This is a genomic window from Sinomonas mesophila, from assembly GCF_001999765.1.
Taxonomy (GTDB): domain Bacteria; phylum Actinomycetota; class Actinomycetes; order Actinomycetales; family Micrococcaceae; genus Sinomonas; species Sinomonas mesophila.
This window is the reverse complement of record NZ_MTIC01000018.1, coordinates 84,466-99,852: the sequence shown is the minus strand read 5'-3', so window position 1 is coordinate 99,852 and position 15,387 is coordinate 84,466. Positions and strand designations below refer to the sequence as shown.

Below are 15,387 nucleotides of genomic sequence, written 5' to 3'. Positions count from 1 at the left end.
GAGAGACATGAGCAAGCCCCTCGGCGTCGCCGTCATCGGCGCCGGCATGGCGGGCAAGGCCCACGCCGCCGCGTACCGCACCGCCAGCACCCTCTTCAAGCCCAGCCTCCCGGAGATCCGCCTCATCTCCATCGGCGATGTCAACGCCGAGTTCGGCCGGGCCGCCGCGACCCGCTTCGGCTACGCGCGCCACGACTCCTCGTGGCAGGCCATCGCCGAGGCGGACGACATCGACGTCGTCTCGGTCGTCATCGCCAACTCGCTGCACCGCGAGGTCGTCGAGGGCCTGCTCGCCGCCGGCAAGCACGTCCTGTGCGAGAAGCCGCTCTCCGACTCGCTCGCCGACGCCCGCGCCATGGCCGACGCCGCGCGCGTCGCCGAGGGGCGCGGCGTCCTCGGCCGGATCGGCTTCACCTTCCGCCGCACCCCCGGCATCGCCGCCATCCGCCAGCTCATCCAGGACGGCACGCTCGGCCGCCCGCTCCACTTCTCGGGCCGCTACTGGACCGACTACGGCTGCAGCCCCGACGCCCCCATGAGCTGGCGCTACAAGGGCGGCCCCGGCTCCGGCGCGCTCGCCGACGTCGGCAGCCACCTCGCCTACGTGGGCGAGTTCCTCTGCGGCGACATCCGGTCCGTCTCGGGCGGGCAGCTCTCGACGGCGATCGCACAGCGCCCGCTGCCGCTCGGCGCCGTCATGGGCCACGACCACGCCGCCGTCTCGGACACCTTCGAGCCCGTCGAGAACGACGACGTCGCCTCCTTCTCCGCCGAGTTCGCCTCCTGCATCGGCTCCCTCTCGGTCTCCCGCGTCGCGGCAGGGCACGCGAACTCGCTCATGTTCGAGGTGTTCTGCGAGAACGGCGCGGCCCTGTTCGACCAGCGCCGCCCGGCCGAGATCGGGCTGTTCCTCAACGACGGCGCCTCCGCCCAGAACGGCTACCGCCAGGTCATCCTCGGCCCGGAGCACCCCTACATCGCGGGCGGCCTGGCCATGGACGCCCCGAGCGTCGGGTTCGGCCAGAACGACGCCTTCGGCTACCAGGCGCGCGCGTTCCTCGAGGAGGTCGCCGGCCTGCCCGGGGCCGAGTCCCTCCCGCGCTGCGCGACCTTCGACGAGGGCGTGCGCAACATGGAGATCCTCGACGCCGTCGCCGCCTCCGCCGCCGACGCGGGCCGCCGCATTGAGCTGCCGTCCGCCGCCACGCCCGCCCACGCCGTCGTGCGCTGACGAGAACACCGGAGAAACCGACCATGAAGCTCGGCGTCTACAACGCGATCCTGCACGACCGCCCGCTCCGCGAGGCCCTCACGGTCATCGCGGACCTCGGCCTGACCGGGATCGAGATCAACACCGGCGGCTTCCTGCCCGCCGTCCACGTCCCCACCTTCGACCAGATCCTCGTCAGCGACGCCGCGCGCGACGACTACCTCGGGATCTTCGAGGGCACCGGCGTCTCGATCGCGGGCCTGAACTGCAACGGCAACCCGCTGCACCCCAAGCCCGAGATCGGGCAGAAGCACGCGGAGGACATCCGCCGCTCGATCCGGCTCGCGGAGCGCCTGGGCCAGAAACGCGTCGTCACGATGTCCGGGCTGCCCGGCGGCGAGCCCGGCGCGACGGTGACCAACTGGGTCGTCAACGCATGGAACTCCGCCGCGCTCGACGTGCTCGACTACCAGTGGGGCGTCGCCGCCGAGTTCTGGCGCGAGACCGACCGCCTCGCCGCGGACCACGGCGTCAAGGTCGCCCTCGAACTTCACCCGCAGAACATCGTGTTCAACACCGCGGACGTGTACAAGCTCGTCGAGCTCACGGGCGCGACGCATGTGGGCGTCGAGCTGGACGCCTCGCACCTGTTCTGGCAGCAGATGGACCCCGTCGCTGTGGTCCGCGAGCTCGGCCCGCTCGTGGTCCACGCCGCAGCGAAGGACGTCCGGGTCAATCCCGAGCACGCGCGCCTCTACGGCGTGCTCGACAACCGCTTCCGGCGGCTCTCTCCTGAGGAGCCGCGGACCAACCTCGGCGGCGACGAGTGGGCCAACGAGTGGCCGAAGGATTCCGCGTGGGACTTCGTCGCGCTCGGCCGCGGCCATGACACCGCCTACTGGGCCGAGTTCCTGCGGGCCCTGCGCGAGGTCGACCCGGACATGATGGTCAACATCGAGCATGAGGACGTCTCGCTCGGCCGGATCGAGGGCCTCGAGGTCGCCGCGGGCGTCCTGCTCGACGCGGCCCGGATGATCGGCGAGCCGGTGGCGGCCCGGACCTGAATTCCCGGCAATTGGTGGGCTGAGCAGGGTGCGGAGGCCTCCGACCCTGCTCACCCCACCATTTCGCGGGAAGGGGGAGCTGAGGGCGGCCTGGTTTCAGCGCACGACGGCGGGCGGCGGCGCGGTGCTCGACCGCACCGTGAGCGAGGGCGGCACGAGGACATGCTCGTGCCGCCCTTCGAGCGGCGGAGTCGCCCGATCCAGGCCTGAGTTGTGCAGTTTCTCTGCGGCCATCGCCCGAGGGAGCCTTCTGCGAGGCCCCCTCTCCGCGGCCTTGACAGGCCAGTGGGCGGCGCGCTCAATGAACCCAGGCGAGCGCAGCCTCGCGGCGTGCCGCCTGTTGGAGTATGCCGGATGGGCTGGGGGTCCAGGTCGTCCGCGCGGCGTGCGCTGCGCTGACGACGCTCTGCTCTGGTGACAGGGGCGGAGAGCCGGGCGGCCTCGGATCGGACAGCGCCAGCCACCAGGATCCGTCGGCGCGGCCGCATCCGGAGGCCGAGGCGCCCTGCGAGAACACTCATTCCAGGACCGAGGAGAAAGACCGCCATGACTGCTGACGATGTGCGTCGAACGGACGACGAGGGGATGGCCGCGTGGGACGCCCACGATCCCGATCGTTTCGTCGCCCTGCTGGGAGAGGGCTTCCAGTTCAAGGACACCTCCCTTCCCGAGCCGCTGACCACGGCCGACCAGGTCAAGGAGTACATGCGCTCATGGTTCACCGCCTTCCCGGACATGCGGGTGGCCACGACCAACCGCGTGATCTCCGATGACAGCGTGGCGGCGGAGGTTGAGTTCACGGGAACGCAGACGGGCCCCCTCAACGCCGGTGGGCAGGAGATCCCGCCGACCGGCAAGGCCGTCCGGTCGACGGGGACCTACTTCGCCCGCGTGGAGGACGGCAAGATCTCCTCCTTCAGCGCCCACCCCGACAGCATGGGCCTCATGGCGCAGCTGGGGCTCATGGGCTGACGGCGCGTGGCCCTCCTGTCGATCAGGCCGGCGGGGGCGCCGTGCTCGAGCGGGCCTTGAGCTCCGGCGGCAGGAGGACGACGGCGGGCGGCTCGCCGCCGGCGTCGCCGCTCCACCCTTCAACGCCGCATCGCAACACGCCGGAAAGACGCTGTTTTTCCGGCGTGTTGCGATGCGGCGTTGCGCGACTTCCGGGGTCTGAGATGCGCTCCGCGAGGAGCCCGGCGGCGACGCGCCCGGCCTCGCGGCTCGCGTTGTCCACGCTCGTGAGCCCGACGGCGCGCAGCCTCGCCGCGGGCGTGTCGTCGTAGCCGGCGAGCGATAGGTCCTCCGGCACGCGCAGCCCGAGCTCGTCGGCGGCCGAGAGCGCGCCGAGCGCGGCCATGTCGTTGACCGCGAACAGGGCGGTGGGGCGGGCGGGGGAGCCGGGCCCGCCGGGGGAGCCGGGTCGGGAGCGGTCCTCGGCGCCGGGGCGCAACAGCGCGAGCGCGGCCCGTCGGCCCGCGTCCTCGGTGAGCCCGGCCTCGACGGTCTCGAAATCGACCCCCAGGCGCGCGCACTCCTCCTCGAACCCCGCCCGCCGCGCGTCGCCCACGCCCGTCCCCGGGGCGGCGAGATGCGCGATCCGGCGGTGGCCCAGCGCGGCGAGGTGCCGCACGACGTGGCGGGCGCCCTCGGCGTCGTCGTTCGTCACGACGGCGGCGCCCCGCACCTGCGCCCGCGCCGCGCCGACCTGGACCACCGGCACCGATGCGAGGGAGGGCAGGGCCGACTCGGCGCCGTCGAGCGTCCCGACGAGCACGAGTCCCTCGACGCGCAGCTCGAGGAAGCGCTCGGCGAGGGCCGCGCCCTCGAGCCGCCAGTCGCCGAGCAGCGGGCGGAGCGAGCCCGCATGGAGGCCCTCGGAGAGGCCCTCGATCGCCGGCACGAACCACGGGTTGCGCAGGTCGTCGAGGATGACGCCGACCGTGCCCGAGCGCGCCGAGCCCATCGCCCGGGCGGCGGCGTTCGGGCGGTAGCCGAGCTCGGCGGCGGCGGCGAGGACGGCCGTCCGCTTGGCCTCGCTCACGTAGCCCGTCCCGCGAAGGGCCAGCGAGGCCGCCGACTTCGAGACGCCCGCGCGTGCGGCGACGTCGAGAATTGTCGCGGACTTGGGCACGGCCTTCGCCATGGCGCCTCCTTCGGGTCCGGGCCGGCTCAGCGCTCTTGTCAGGACAAACCTTGACCCGCTGCCGCGGCCCATGGATACTCTACTGCAGATGTTGGAACGTTCCCATACGTTCTGGCCGTTCCAGGTGTTACGAAGGAGTGCCCCATGGCCCAGACCACTCAACCCACCCAGACCGTCACGCTCGGCCTCGTCGGCGTCGGCCGCATCGGCGTCATGCACGCGCGCAACATCGCCGCGATCGCGCCGCAGCTCGCGGCCCGCGGCATCCGGCTCGAGCTCCGCCTCACCGATGTCGCCGAGGAGCACGCCCGCTCCGTCGCTGCCGAGGTCGGGGCCGAATTCGTCGCCGGCGGCGCCGGTGGCCTCCTCGCCTCGGGGGTGGACGCCCTCGTCATCGCGACCGGGACGCAGACGCACCCCGACCTCATCCGCGCCGGCGTCGACGCGGGCGTGCCCGTGTTCTGCGAGAAGCCCGTCGCCGGCTCGGTCGAGGACTCGCTGCCCGTCATCGAGTACATCGCCGCGAAGGGCGGCACGGTGCAGATCGGCCACCAGCGCCGCTTCGACGCCGGCTACCTCGAGGCCAAGCGCCGCTTCGACGCGGGGGAGATCGGCTGGATCCACTCGCTGCGCGCCATGACGGGGGACATGGCCCCGCCGTCGGTCGAGTTCATCGCGACCTCCGGCGGCCTGTTCCGCGACTGCTCAGTGCACGACTTCGACATCCTCCGCTGGCTCACCGGCCGCGAGATCACCGAGGTCTATGCGAAGGGCTCCAACAACGGCGACCCGGCGATCGGTGAGGTCGGCGACGTCGACACTGCTCTGGCCGTCGTGACGTTCGAGGACGGCACGGTCGGCACCGTCTCCGCGACGCGATACAACGGCGCCGGCCACGACGTGCGCCTCGAGATCCAGGGCTGCCAGTCCTCGGTCATGGTCGGCCTGGACGACAAGACGGCGCTGCGCTCGGCCGAGGCCGGCGTCGCGTTCCCCGCGGGCGAGACGCACAAGACCTTCGCCGACCGCTTCGACGCCGCGTACCGGGCCGAGCTCGCGGCCTTCGTCGAACTCGTGCTCGGCGAACGGGGGAACCCGTGCACGCCCGAGGACGCAGTCGCCGCCTCCCGCGTGGCCGACGCCGCCCAGGAGTCCCTCGAGACCGGCGCCCCGGTCCGGATCAATCTCCCCGCCCGCGCCTAACCCCCGCCCGGTTTCGGGTACGCATCTCGACGCGGATCCGGCGTTCCGGGTGCGCATCTCGACGCTCATTCAGCGTTCCGGGTACGACTCCCGACCCTCGTGCGGACGCAGCCCCGTTGGTGACCACCCGCCGTCGTGCGCCACCGGGTAGCAGGCGGCGGGCCCCGGGCGTGCGTCACGGCACCGTCCCCCGGCTAATGTTTCTCCATGGACGCCGCGCCGGCCCTGAGCCCCACCCCCCGCGTGCTCGAGGTCGACACGCTCGAGTACTTCGACCGCCTCGTCGAGGCCGGGGCCACGGCCATGGCGGGCTGGCATGTCCGCTCGCTCGACCTCACCCAGCGCTCGAGCGCACTCAAGGCCCTCGACCCCAGCTCCGCGATGTTCCTTGGCTGCGAGCTGCAGCCGGGCATGGAGCAGTCGCTGCGTGCTCGCGGAGCGCTCGTCTTCCCGGTCCTGCCCGGCGTCCCCTTCAACGCCTACCGGCCCACGCTCTACACCGGGCGGGAGCTCTACGAGGGCGTCGAGGACCACCCCTACGAGGAGACCCCGGACGCGCGCATCTACGCGTGGACGCAGCGGCAGGGGCGCAGCGGCGTCGACTCCGCCCTCTCCGCGGCGCTCCACGACCACCACATCGGTGACGCCCTGCACGATGTCCTCGCCGATCTCGCGCGCGGACGCCGCGTGGTCGGCGTCATGGGCGGGCACGCCGCGGGCCGGGGGAGTGCCACGTACGACGACGCCGCTCGCCTCGGGCGCGGCATCGCCGGGGCGGGGCATGTGGTCGCCACGGGCGGGGGGCCGGGTTCGATGGAGGCGGCCAACCTCGGCGCCTACCTCGCGACCGCGCCCGACGGTGCCCTCGAGGACGCCTTGGCCCTGCTCGCCGTCGTGCCGTCGTTCCGACCGTCGGTGAGCGCCTGGGCCCGGGCCTCGCTCGCGGTCCTGACCGAGCATCCGGTGGGGACGCCGAGCCTGGGCATCCCGACGTGGTTCTACGGCCACGAACCGCCCAACCTCTTCGCGACCCACATCGCCAAGTACTTTGCGAACTCGGTCCGCGAGGCCGTGCTGCTCGAGAAGTGCACTGGCGGAGTCGTGTTCCTCCCGGGCGCCGCCGGCACGGTCCAGGAGATCTTCCAGGACGGGTGCGAGAACTACTACGCCGCGGCCGAGGCCGTCACTCCCATGGTCCTCGTGGGCCTACGGTATTGGACCGAGGAGCTCCCCGCCTGGCCGCTGCTGTCCCGCCTCGCCGCCGGGCGGGGGATGAGGAAGCGGCTGCACCTCGTCGACACCGTCGAGGAAGCCGTTGCTGCCCTGGCCTGAGCTTCGGTGGTGACCCCGCAACGCAGGGAGGTGACCCCGCAACGCAGGGAGGTGACCCCGCACCCCTGGGTCAGGCGATCACCACTCCGAAGCCCCAGCCCAGGAGGTACGTCACGGCCGCCGCGCCGAACCCGATGCCGAGCTGGCGGACGGCCCGCTTGAGCGGCGACGCCCCCGCGAGCAGGCCGACGACGGCGCCGGTCGCGAGAAGCGCGAGGCCAACCAGCACGCCGGAGACCGCCAGCGCGCCGACCCCGACCATGCCGAACAGGAACGGCAGGACCGGCACGATGGCCCCCGAGGCGAAGAAGCAGAAGCTGCTCAGGGCCGCGCCCCACGCAGACCCGACCGCCTCGTGCTCGTCCTCGCCCCTCTCGGGGTGGAGCGAGAGGCTCGGGTCGCAGTCGCACGTGAAGTGCCCGAGCCGCTCGGCGGCGCGGTGCTCCGCGGCCTCCTGGCTCATGCCGCGTGCCTTGTAGACGAGCACGAGTTCGTTGTGGTCGAGGTCGAGCGCCGGCGCCGCGCTCAGCGTCACCTGGGTGGGCCTCGAGGCGCTCAGGAGCTCGCGCTGCGAGCGGACGGAGATGAACTCGCCGGCGCCCATCGACAGCGCGCCCGCGAGCAGTCCCGCGATGCCCGAGAGCAGCACGACCTCGCTCGCCACGCCCGAGGCGGCCATGCCGGCCACGAGGGACAGGTTGCTCACGAGCCCGTCGTTGGCGCCGAACACCGCCGCGCGGAACGAGCCCGAGAGCCGCGTGCGCCCCCTGACCGCGAGCCCGCGCACGACTTCCTCGTGGATGCGCTCGTCGGCGGCCATCGCGGGAGTGGCGTACGGATCGGTCGCGTAGGGGGAGCGGCTCTCGGCCCGCTGCGCCATCGCGAGCACGAACACGCTCCCGAAGTGCCGCGCGAGGAACCCCAGGAGCTGGCTGCGCAGCGACGCCGGCCGCGGCCTGCCGACCTCCTCGCCGAGCAGTGCGAGCCAATGAGCCTCGTGCCGGCCCTCGGCCTCGGCCAGGCCCAGCAGGATCTGGCGTTCCTCGCCGTCGCGGCGGCTCGCGAGGGAGCGGTAGATCGCGGCCTCGGCCCTCTCGTCGGCCAGATACTGCCGCCACCGCCGGATGTCCGCGGGCGAGGGCTCGCGGCGTGCTCCGTGGTGGTTGGACAGGGTGTTCTGCATCGTGGCTCCTGGGCTGTGGCGGGTGCTGCGGGCGCCGTTGCCCCAGCCACTGTAGCCCTTTCGCACCGCGGATTTCCGCCGGTCTCCCGGCATCGCGGAGTTAGGCGGGCCGGAACCTTTCGCGCGTTCTCGAAAGGCGCGGACGACGGCGGGCAGCCGGGCCGCGCGGGCCGGGCACGCGCCGTCGTGCTTGAGACGGCCGACGGCGGCGCGCCACCCAATGAACGAGAGGATCCAGTCCCGTCTTGTCAGCCGATCCCAACGGTGGGAATCTGCTCGCACGAGAGAGGACCGTGAGTCCATGTCACAGGGCACCCGGATCGATGGCCGCGCTGTCGATGAATTGCAGGCATCCTTTCGGGGCGGACTCTTCCGTCCGGGGGATGGTGGTTATGACGAGCATCGCAAGGTCTGGAACGGATCGATTGATCGCCATCCCGCACTCATAGCCCGGTGCACCGGCGTCGCAGACATACGGGCCGCCGTTCGGTGCGCCCGCTCGCAGGATCTGCTGGTCGCCGTGCGTGGGGGCGGTCACAGCTTCCCCGGGCTGTCAGTGTGCGACGACGGCATGCTCATCGATCTCGGGCCGATGAGGGGGATCCGGGTGGACCCCGAGGCGCGAACGGCACGTGTTCAGGCCGGTGTCCTGCTGGGTGAGCTCGACCGCGAGACGCAGGAGTTCGGTCTCGCTGTTCCTTCCGGGATCGTCACCCATACCGGAGTGGCGGGCCTCACGCTGGGTGGCGGCATCGGCTGGGTCATGCGCAAGTACGGGCTCACGATCGACCAACTGCTGTCCGTGGATCTCGTCACCGCCGACGGCGACCTGGTCAGGGCCAGCGAGGATCAGAACGCCGACCTCTTCTGGGGCGTGCGAGGCGGGGGCGGGAACTTCGGCATCGTCACCGAGTTCGAGTTCCGTCTCAACCCTGTTGGCCCCTACGTCATGGCGGGCCCGGTCTTCTGGTCGATGGACGATGCCCCGCAGGTGCTGCGGTTCTATCGCGATTGGATCGCCGACTGCCCCGACCCGCTCATGACGATCGCCGTGGAGCGGAGGGCGCCGGCGCTGCCGATCGTCCCGCCTGAGCTGGTCGGAAAGCACGTCGTGGCGATCGCCGCCTGCTACGCGGGACCGGTCGAGGAGGGCCAACGAATCCTGGAGCCCCTCAAGCACTTCGGTTCGCCCGTGCTCGATCTCTGCCGGCCCAAGCCGTTCCTGGAGCATCAGAAGATGTTCGACGCGTCCTTCCCCCACGGCTGGTCCTACTACGTCCGATCCTGTGACGTCGCAGCCCTGACGGACGACGTCATCGACACCACCGTCGAGTACGGCAGACGCATCACCTCGCCGATCACGAGTCTCGGCCTGTGGCAGATGGGTGGGGCGGTAGGGCGCGTCGATGATGGTGCCACCGCATTCAATGGCCGCCAGACCGGGTTCACCTTCAACATCAACGGCAACAGCACGACCGCCGCTGGCTTCGACGCTGAGCGCGAATGGGCCCGCAACCTCTGGTCCGCTCTGGCGCCTCATCACACCAGCGTGTACGTGAACTTCCTGATGGAAGAGGGCGAGGATCGTGTCAGGCAGGCCTATGGCGCAGCCAAGTACGACCGGCTGAAGGCGCTCAAGCGCAAGTACGACCCGACGAACTTCTTCACCCTGAACCAGAACATCAAGCCGGACTGAGCGGAAGCTCGCTGCCGGCACACGCCGCCCCCGCGCGCCAAACGCACGACGGCGGTGCGCCGCCCCGGCGAAGGGGGCAACGCACCGCCGTCGTGCACGCGGGCAGGCTAGGCGACCTTCTCCGGCAGGGCCTCCTCGACCCGTCCGGCGAGCCGGGCCTCCCACGCGGCGCGGACGCGGCCGTCCGTGGGCGGGGTCGCGAGGGAGACGGCGACGTAGGCGACGGCCGAGGCCGCGAGGCCGAAGTAGATCGGCTCGTTGGCGTAGATGCCGTCGAGCGGCACGGCGGCGGTGGCCTCGAGGTAGACCATCGTGCCGAGCGTCACGACCGTGCCGACGGCCATCGAGACCGCGGCGCCGAGTCCCGTGCCGCGCCTCCAGACGAGCCCGCCGAGGATCGCGACGAGGAGGCCGCCCACGAGGATGTCGTACGCGATGGTCAGGGCCGCGACGACATCCTTGACGAGGATCGCGATGACGATCGTGACCACGCCGAGGCCGAGGACCCACCAGCGGTTCTCGCGCACGTCCTCCTCGGGGTCGCGGTCGTGTTCGACGGCGATGCTCTTGCCGAACCAGCCCGCGACGAAGGGCACGACGTCGGTGCGCGCGACGGTGGCGGCGGCGATGAGGGCGCCGGACGCGGTGGACATCATCGCGGCGACGGCGGCGGCGAGCACGAGGCCGCCGACGGCGATGGGCAGCAGGTGCGTCGCGACCTCCGCGTACACGACGTCCTTGCCGAGGTTCGCGACGTCGATGTTCGGAAGGGCGACCTTGGCGGCCATGCCGATCACGGCGCCGGCGACCCCGTAGAGGACGCAGTAGATGCCGGCCGTGGTGCCGCCCCAGCGGGCCACCTCGGGGGTCTTGGCCGTGAACACGCGCTGCCAGATGTCCTGGCCGATGAGCAGGCCGAGGGTGTAGACGACGAAGTAGGTGATGATCGTCTGCACGCCGATCCCGTCCCACTGGAAGAACGAGGCGTCGACGCGCTGCCGGATCCCGTCGAAGCCGCCCGCGGCGTTGAGGGCGAAGGGGAGCATGAGCAGGAAGATGCCCACGGTCTTGATGACGAACTGGACCTGGTCCGCGAGGGTGATGGACCACATGCCGCCGACGGTCGAGTAGACGAGCACGATCGCGCCGCCGAGGAGGATCGCGAACCAGCGCTCCCAGCCGAAGAGGACGACGAAGATGGTCGCGTAGGCGCTCGTCGACGTCGCGCACAGCATGAGCGTGTAGGCAAGCATGACGATGCCGGAGGTCTGGGTCGAGCGCGTGCCGTAGCGCAGCGTGAGCATCTGGGCGACGGTGTAGATCTTGAGCCGCTGGATGGTCCCGGCGAAGGCGAGGCTCAGGGCGATGACGCCGGCGCCGATCGCGATGACGAGCCATGCGCCGGAGATGCCGAACCGGTAGCCGAGGCCGACGCCGCCGACGGTGGAGGCGCCGCCGAGCACGACGGCGGCCATAGTGCCCGTGTAGAGGAGCGGGCCGAGGCGGCGGCCCGCGACGAGGAAGTCGCTGTTGTTCTTGGTCCGGCTCTTGCCCCACCAGCCGAAGGCGAGCATCGCGGCGAGATAGGCCACCACGATGCCGATGTTGACGGCGTTTGCGTCCATGGAGAGTCCTTGGGGAGTTTGGGTCAGGGGTCCGCTGCCTCCGGCACGGATGCCTAGAGAGCAACAGGTGTTGCCCAATAGACTAAATTGTGATGGGAACAACAGTCAATGCGGCCCTCGCCAGTAGGATGGCGGGAGCCGCTTCCAGCCAGAGCGCTTCCAGAGAGAGACAGCCATGAAAGCCCTGCCAGTCGAGCCGAGCAACGCGCCCGTCGCCATCGGCTCCCGCATCCGCGCGGCGCGCCAGGCCCAGCGCATGACGATCGAGCAGGTCGCCGACGCCACGGGCCTGACCAAGGGCTTTCTCTCCCGCGTCGAGCGGGACCTGACGTCGCCGTCGGTCGCCTCGCTCGTGACCCTGTGCCAGGTGCTCTCGCTCTCCATCGGGGACCTCTTTGCCGTCCCGGAGACCCACCTGACCCGTGCGCAGGAGGCTCCGCGGATCTCGCTCGGCGGCGAGGGCATCGTCGAGCGGCTGCTCACGGCGCGCTCCGAGCGGAGGGTCCAGCTGCTTCAGGCGGACATCCAGCCGCGCGGGACGGGCGAGTCCGAGCTGTACGCCGTGGACTGCGACGTGGACGTCCTGCACGTGGTGCGCGGGCAGATCACGCTCATCATGACCAACGAGCGCTACTCGCTGCGCGCGGGGGACACCCTCACCTTCCCGGGCCGCGAACCGCACACGTGGGTTAACCCCTCCGACGAGCCCGCGACCGTCCTCTGGGTCCTGGTCCCGGCCGCCTCCCGCTGACCCCCCTCGTTCACCCTCTCGTTCCGGGTACGTATCTCGTCGCCCTTCTGGCGTTCCGGGTACGTATCTCGTCGCCCTTTCGGGGTTTCTGGTGCACGACGGCGCGTGCCCGACCCGCGCGGAGGCCTCCGGATCACGATCCGGTACGGCGGCCGGCCACGAAGGGGCCTCCGGACACGAGTCCATATCAATTCGATGGAATTATGCGCTGGCCACTGGTGCGAACGATGCACAGGGTGGACCGTTGACCCACCGGTCCACCCTCGCACCCTCGGAGCCAGACATGACCCGCCCCGCAGCCCTCTCCGCCCGCGCCGTGACCGCCCTGTCGGCGGCCTGCATGGCCATCGCCCTCGCGCTGTCAGGCTGCGGCACGGGAGCCGGTGCCCCGGCGACCGGCACGCCGTCGGCGACCGGCACGCCGTCGTCCGCCGCACCCACACCGGCCGCCACCACGGCGGCGCCGTCCGCGCCGACGACGACCTACACTTTCACGACCCAGCGGCTTGCCTTCCAGTACCCGGCCGCGTGGAGCGCAGACAACTACTCCGACTCGCGGGGCGGCCAGGAGATGGAGTACGTGAGCCTCAAGGACGAGGCCGGCCGGCACATCCTCACCGTTTCGGTCAACTTCTCGCCGTACGACGTCAGCATGCCGATCGAGCGCCGTGCGGTGGTCTTCGCCGAGCCCGTCCCGGGCCTCGCCGCGGGGCCCTGGGAGCAGCCCTACCGCCTCGCGTTCTTCGCCGAGGGCGCCGCGGACCTCGGCGCCGGAACCATCTACACGATGACGTACTACCCCGGCGTCCCCCAGGAAGGGCCCGGTGAACTGCGCGGAGGCGGGACCGGGCCGATGAACACCGTGAGTCCGCCGGCCCTCTTCGCCGAGGTCAGCCCCGAGATTCTCCGGTTCGCGAGCCTCGGCGAAGCCAACGACTGGCTCGCCTCGCCGCAGGGCCAGCAGGTCAAGGCCGTCCTCATGAGCCTGACCCTGACCTGACGGTCGCCCTCGGTTGCGCCGGGAGGGCGCACGACGCCGGCGGGGCGCCTGCCCGGGGTGCCCCGCCGGCGTCGTGCGTACCAGAAACGGCGAATCGGCGACGTCATGCGTACCAGAAACGGAGGGGGTGGGGGCGTCCCCGGGCGGTGCCGTCAGCCGACGTGGACCCAGGGGCGCTCCGTGACGTCGGGCTCGGCCTCGCGCAGCACCTCCCGGGTCACGGGCGCGATCTCGCCCTCGCCGAAGAACAGGAACTTCGTCAGGTTCACCACGGGGTTGCCCTCGGTCCAGCGGAAGTAGATGTGCGGCATGAGGCCCGTGACGTTGCGCAGGTGCAGGAGGACCGCGGCCAGCGTGTTGGGCACGTTGTTCGAGTGGACCTCGAGCACCTTGAACCCGTGCCGCTTGATCCCCCGGACGTCGAGCTCGCGCTCGAACTCCGAGCTGTCGTCCACCACGACTTCGATGAACAGGATGCGCGCGTCCACCGGCACGTGGTTGGCCGCGCGCGCGTGGTCGAGCTTGGTCCGGTACCGCGCGGCGTCGAGCCGCTGGGGCTCATGGGCGATGAGCCGGATCGGCCCGCTCTCGATGCCTGCCAGGAATTCGAGCGCCTGGTCGTCGAGCCGCACGTGCGTCGCGCGCAGCTCGAACGAGCGCCGCACCCGCGAGGCGAAGCTCACGAGGAGGATGCCGAGGATGAACATGGCGGCGATCCGGATGCCGTCGGGGCGCTCGACGATGTTCGCCACGGTCGTGTACACGAACACGGCGGTGACGGCCCCGAACGCCCACGTCCGCGTGCGCTCGCGGGCCGTGCGCGCCGAGAGCGTCACGGCGACGGCCGCCGAGGTCATGAGCACGAGCACGCCGGTCGCGTACGCGCCGCCTTGGGCGTCGACGTCGGCCTCGAAGATCCACGTGATGAGGAACCCGACGCCCGTGAACACGAGCACGAGCGGCCGGACGGCCCGCGCCCACTCCGGCGCCATCCCGTAGCGGGGCAGGTAGCGCGGCACGAGGTTGAGCAGCCCGGCCATCGCAGAGGCCCCGGCGAACCACAGGATCGCGATCGTCGCGACGTCGTACACCGTGCCGAACCCGTCGCCGAAGAACCCGTGCGCGAGGTACGCGAGGGCGCGGCCGTTGGCGGCGCCTCCGGGGGCGAACTCGGCGGCGGGGATGAGCAGGGTCGTGACGAAGCTCGAGGCGATGAGGAAGGCGGACATGATCAGGGCCGCGGAGGTCAGGAGCTTGTGCGTGCCGCGGATCCGGCCCACGGGGCGCTCCTCGGTGTCGCCGGGCCCGCCCTTGACCTGGGGCATGACGGCCACGCCGGTCTCGAAGCCGGAGAGGCCGAGCGCGAGCTTCGGGAACACGAGCAGCGCGATCCCGACCATGAGCCACGGGTCGCTGTGCTGCGTGGTCAGGGCGGCCCACCAGTCCGTCACGAGGTGCCCCTCGGCGACGACGTGCACGATCCCGGCCGCGACCACGATCGCATTGAGGCCCAGGTAGACCCCGACGAGCACGACAGCGACGTTGATCGCCTCGCGGAAGCCGCGCAGGAACACGATCCCGAGCGCGGCGATGAGCCCCAGGGTGATCGGCACCTGCTGCCCGTGCAGGAACGCGGGCGCGAACGGGTTCTCGAGCAGGTGCGCGCTCGCGTCCGCCGCGGAGAGGGTCATGGTGATCATGAAGTCCGTCGCGGCGAATCCGAGCAGGGCGAGGACGACGAGCTTGCCGTTCCACCGGCCCATGAGCTTCTCGAGCATCGCGATCGAGCCCTCGCCGCGCGGGCTCTCGCGCGCCACGCGCCGGTACACGGGCAGGGCCCCGGCGAGGGTCACGACGACGAGGATCACGGTGGCGAGCGGCGCGAGCAGCCCGGCGGCGAGGGCCGCGATGGCGGGCTGGTAGCCGAGGGTCGAGAAGTAGTCCACGCCGGTGAGGCACATGACGCGCCACCACGGCGCCGGAGTGTGATGCTCGCGCGGGACGCCGTGCGGGCCCTGGCGCTTGCCGGAGGCCTCGGGCATGCCCTCGAGCAGCCAGGTCCGGACGGGGTGCGGCTGCCTGCGGCGGGTGGAGGGGTCGGCCGGCGGCCGTGTGAGTGTGCTCATGGCTCCTGCGCTCTCTTGGGTGCAGTCAGGAGCGTAGGCAGGGCGCGTGGAGGG

At 71.5% G+C, this 15,387-nt stretch carries 13 protein-coding genes; 8 read left to right on the top strand and 5 right to left on the bottom strand.

Features of this window, described 5'->3' with window-relative positions; translation table 11 throughout:
- The first annotated feature begins 7 nt into the window (after positions 1-7).
- On the top strand, positions 8-1,231 hold the full coding sequence (locus BV907_RS16030) for a Gfo/Idh/MocA family protein (protein WP_077490738.1): 1,224 nt from the start codon (positions 8-10) through the stop codon (positions 1,229-1,231).
- Positions 1,232-1,254: 23 nt separating this feature from the next.
- The gene (locus BV907_RS16025) at positions 1,255-2,274 is read left to right on the top strand and encodes a sugar phosphate isomerase/epimerase family protein (protein ID WP_077490737.1); all 1,020 of its coding nucleotides are present in this window, start codon (positions 1,255-1,257) and stop codon (positions 2,272-2,274) included.
- Between the two features lie 96 nt (positions 2,275-2,370).
- Here BV907_RS16025 and BV907_RS18980 read toward each other — a convergent pair whose 3' ends face one another.
- The gene (locus BV907_RS18980) at positions 2,371-2,508 is read right to left on the bottom strand and encodes a hypothetical protein (protein WP_175637496.1); all 138 of its coding nucleotides are present in this window, start codon (positions 2,506-2,508) and stop codon (positions 2,371-2,373) included.
- Between the two features lie 312 nt (positions 2,509-2,820).
- Between BV907_RS18980 and BV907_RS16020 the strand changes: the two genes are divergently transcribed.
- Positions 2,821-3,246 carry an ester cyclase gene (locus BV907_RS16020; RefSeq protein WP_077490736.1) on the top strand — a complete coding sequence of 142 codons (426 nt, stop codon included), beginning with the start codon at positions 2,821-2,823 and terminating at the stop codon, positions 3,244-3,246.
- A 22-nt stretch (positions 3,247-3,268) separates the two neighbouring features.
- Here BV907_RS16020 and BV907_RS16015 read toward each other — a convergent pair whose 3' ends face one another.
- Positions 3,269-4,417 (bottom strand): LacI family DNA-binding transcriptional regulator, encoded by a 1,149-nt coding sequence (locus BV907_RS16015; protein WP_077490735.1) that lies wholly within the window; start codon positions 4,415-4,417, stop codon positions 3,269-3,271.
- Positions 4,418-4,561: 144 nt separating this feature from the next.
- Here BV907_RS16015 and BV907_RS16010 point away from each other — a divergent pair, with 144 nt between their 5' ends.
- Both BV907_RS16010 and BV907_RS16005 read left to right on the top strand, forming a co-directional pair.
- Positions 4,562-5,620, top strand: a complete 1,059-nt coding sequence (locus BV907_RS16010) for a Gfo/Idh/MocA family protein (protein WP_077490734.1) — start codon at positions 4,562-4,564, stop codon at positions 5,618-5,620.
- A gap of 207 nt (positions 5,621-5,827) precedes the next feature.
- Positions 5,828-6,952, top strand: coding sequence for an LOG family protein (locus BV907_RS16005; RefSeq protein WP_077490733.1), 1,125 nt, complete (start codon positions 5,828-5,830; stop codon positions 6,950-6,952).
- Positions 6,953-7,022: 70 nt separating this feature from the next.
- Here BV907_RS16005 and BV907_RS16000 read toward each other — a convergent pair whose 3' ends face one another.
- Positions 7,023-8,135, bottom strand: coding sequence for a VIT1/CCC1 transporter family protein (locus BV907_RS16000; protein WP_175637495.1), 1,113 nt, complete (start codon positions 8,133-8,135; stop codon positions 7,023-7,025).
- A 301-nt stretch (positions 8,136-8,436) separates the two neighbouring features.
- Here BV907_RS16000 and BV907_RS15995 point away from each other — a divergent pair, with 301 nt between their 5' ends.
- Complete coding sequence (locus BV907_RS15995) at positions 8,437-9,831, top strand: FAD-binding oxidoreductase (RefSeq protein WP_077490731.1); 1,395 nt, start codon at positions 8,437-8,439, stop codon at positions 9,829-9,831.
- Between the two features lie 107 nt (positions 9,832-9,938).
- Here the strand turns inward: BV907_RS15995 and BV907_RS15990 are convergent, their stop codons facing one another.
- On the bottom strand, positions 9,939-11,456 hold the full coding sequence (locus BV907_RS15990) for a sodium:solute symporter family protein (RefSeq protein ID WP_077490730.1): 1,518 nt from the start codon (positions 11,454-11,456) through the stop codon (positions 9,939-9,941).
- Between the two features lie 175 nt (positions 11,457-11,631).
- Between BV907_RS15990 and BV907_RS15985 the strand changes: the two genes are divergently transcribed.
- Both BV907_RS15985 and BV907_RS18975 read left to right on the top strand, forming a co-directional pair.
- Positions 11,632-12,207 (top strand): cupin domain-containing protein, encoded by a 576-nt coding sequence (locus tag BV907_RS15985; RefSeq protein WP_077490729.1) that lies wholly within the window; start codon positions 11,632-11,634, stop codon positions 12,205-12,207.
- A 283-nt stretch (positions 12,208-12,490) separates the two neighbouring features.
- Positions 12,491-13,207: a hypothetical protein gene (locus tag BV907_RS18975; protein WP_077490728.1), complete on the top strand. Its 717-nt coding sequence runs from the start codon at positions 12,491-12,493 to the stop codon at positions 13,205-13,207.
- A 152-nt stretch (positions 13,208-13,359) separates the two neighbouring features.
- Here BV907_RS18975 and BV907_RS15975 read toward each other — a convergent pair whose 3' ends face one another.
- Entirely contained in the window at positions 13,360-15,333 is a 1,974-nt protein-coding gene (locus tag BV907_RS15975; protein WP_077490727.1) for an APC family permease, read from the bottom strand.
- Between the last annotated feature and the right edge of the window lie 54 nt (positions 15,334-15,387).

Bases quoted from the DNA above. Each gene is read 5' to 3' on its own strand.
- BV907_RS16030 (WP_077490738.1), top strand. From the start codon at position 8: ATGAGCAAGCCCCTCGGCGTCGCCGTCATCGGCGCCGGCATGGCGGGC.
- BV907_RS16025 (WP_077490737.1), top strand. From the start codon at position 1,255: ATGAAGCTCGGCGTCTACAACGCGATCCTGCACGACCGCCCGCTCCGC.
- BV907_RS18980 (WP_175637496.1), bottom strand. From the start codon at position 2,508: ATGGCCGCAGAGAAACTGCACAACTCAGGCCTGGATCGGGCGACTCCG.
- BV907_RS16020 (WP_077490736.1), top strand. From the start codon at position 2,821: ATGACTGCTGACGATGTGCGTCGAACGGACGACGAGGGGATGGCCGCG.
- BV907_RS16015 (WP_077490735.1), bottom strand. From the start codon at position 4,417: ATGGCGAAGGCCGTGCCCAAGTCCGCGACAATTCTCGACGTCGCCGCA.
- BV907_RS16010 (WP_077490734.1), top strand. From the start codon at position 4,562: ATGGCCCAGACCACTCAACCCACCCAGACCGTCACGCTCGGCCTCGTC.
- BV907_RS16005 (WP_077490733.1), top strand. From the start codon at position 5,828: ATGGACGCCGCGCCGGCCCTGAGCCCCACCCCCCGCGTGCTCGAGGTC.
- BV907_RS16000 (WP_175637495.1), bottom strand. From the start codon at position 8,135: ATGCAGAACACCCTGTCCAACCACCACGGAGCACGCCGCGAGCCCTCG.
- BV907_RS15995 (WP_077490731.1), top strand. From the start codon at position 8,437: ATGTCACAGGGCACCCGGATCGATGGCCGCGCTGTCGATGAATTGCAG.
- BV907_RS15990 (WP_077490730.1), bottom strand. From the start codon at position 11,456: ATGGACGCAAACGCCGTCAACATCGGCATCGTGGTGGCCTATCTCGCC.
- BV907_RS15985 (WP_077490729.1), top strand. From the start codon at position 11,632: ATGAAAGCCCTGCCAGTCGAGCCGAGCAACGCGCCCGTCGCCATCGGC.
- BV907_RS18975 (WP_077490728.1), top strand. From the start codon at position 12,491: ATGACCCGCCCCGCAGCCCTCTCCGCCCGCGCCGTGACCGCCCTGTCG.
- BV907_RS15975 (WP_077490727.1), bottom strand. From the start codon at position 15,333: ATGAGCACACTCACACGGCCGCCGGCCGACCCCTCCACCCGCCGCAGG.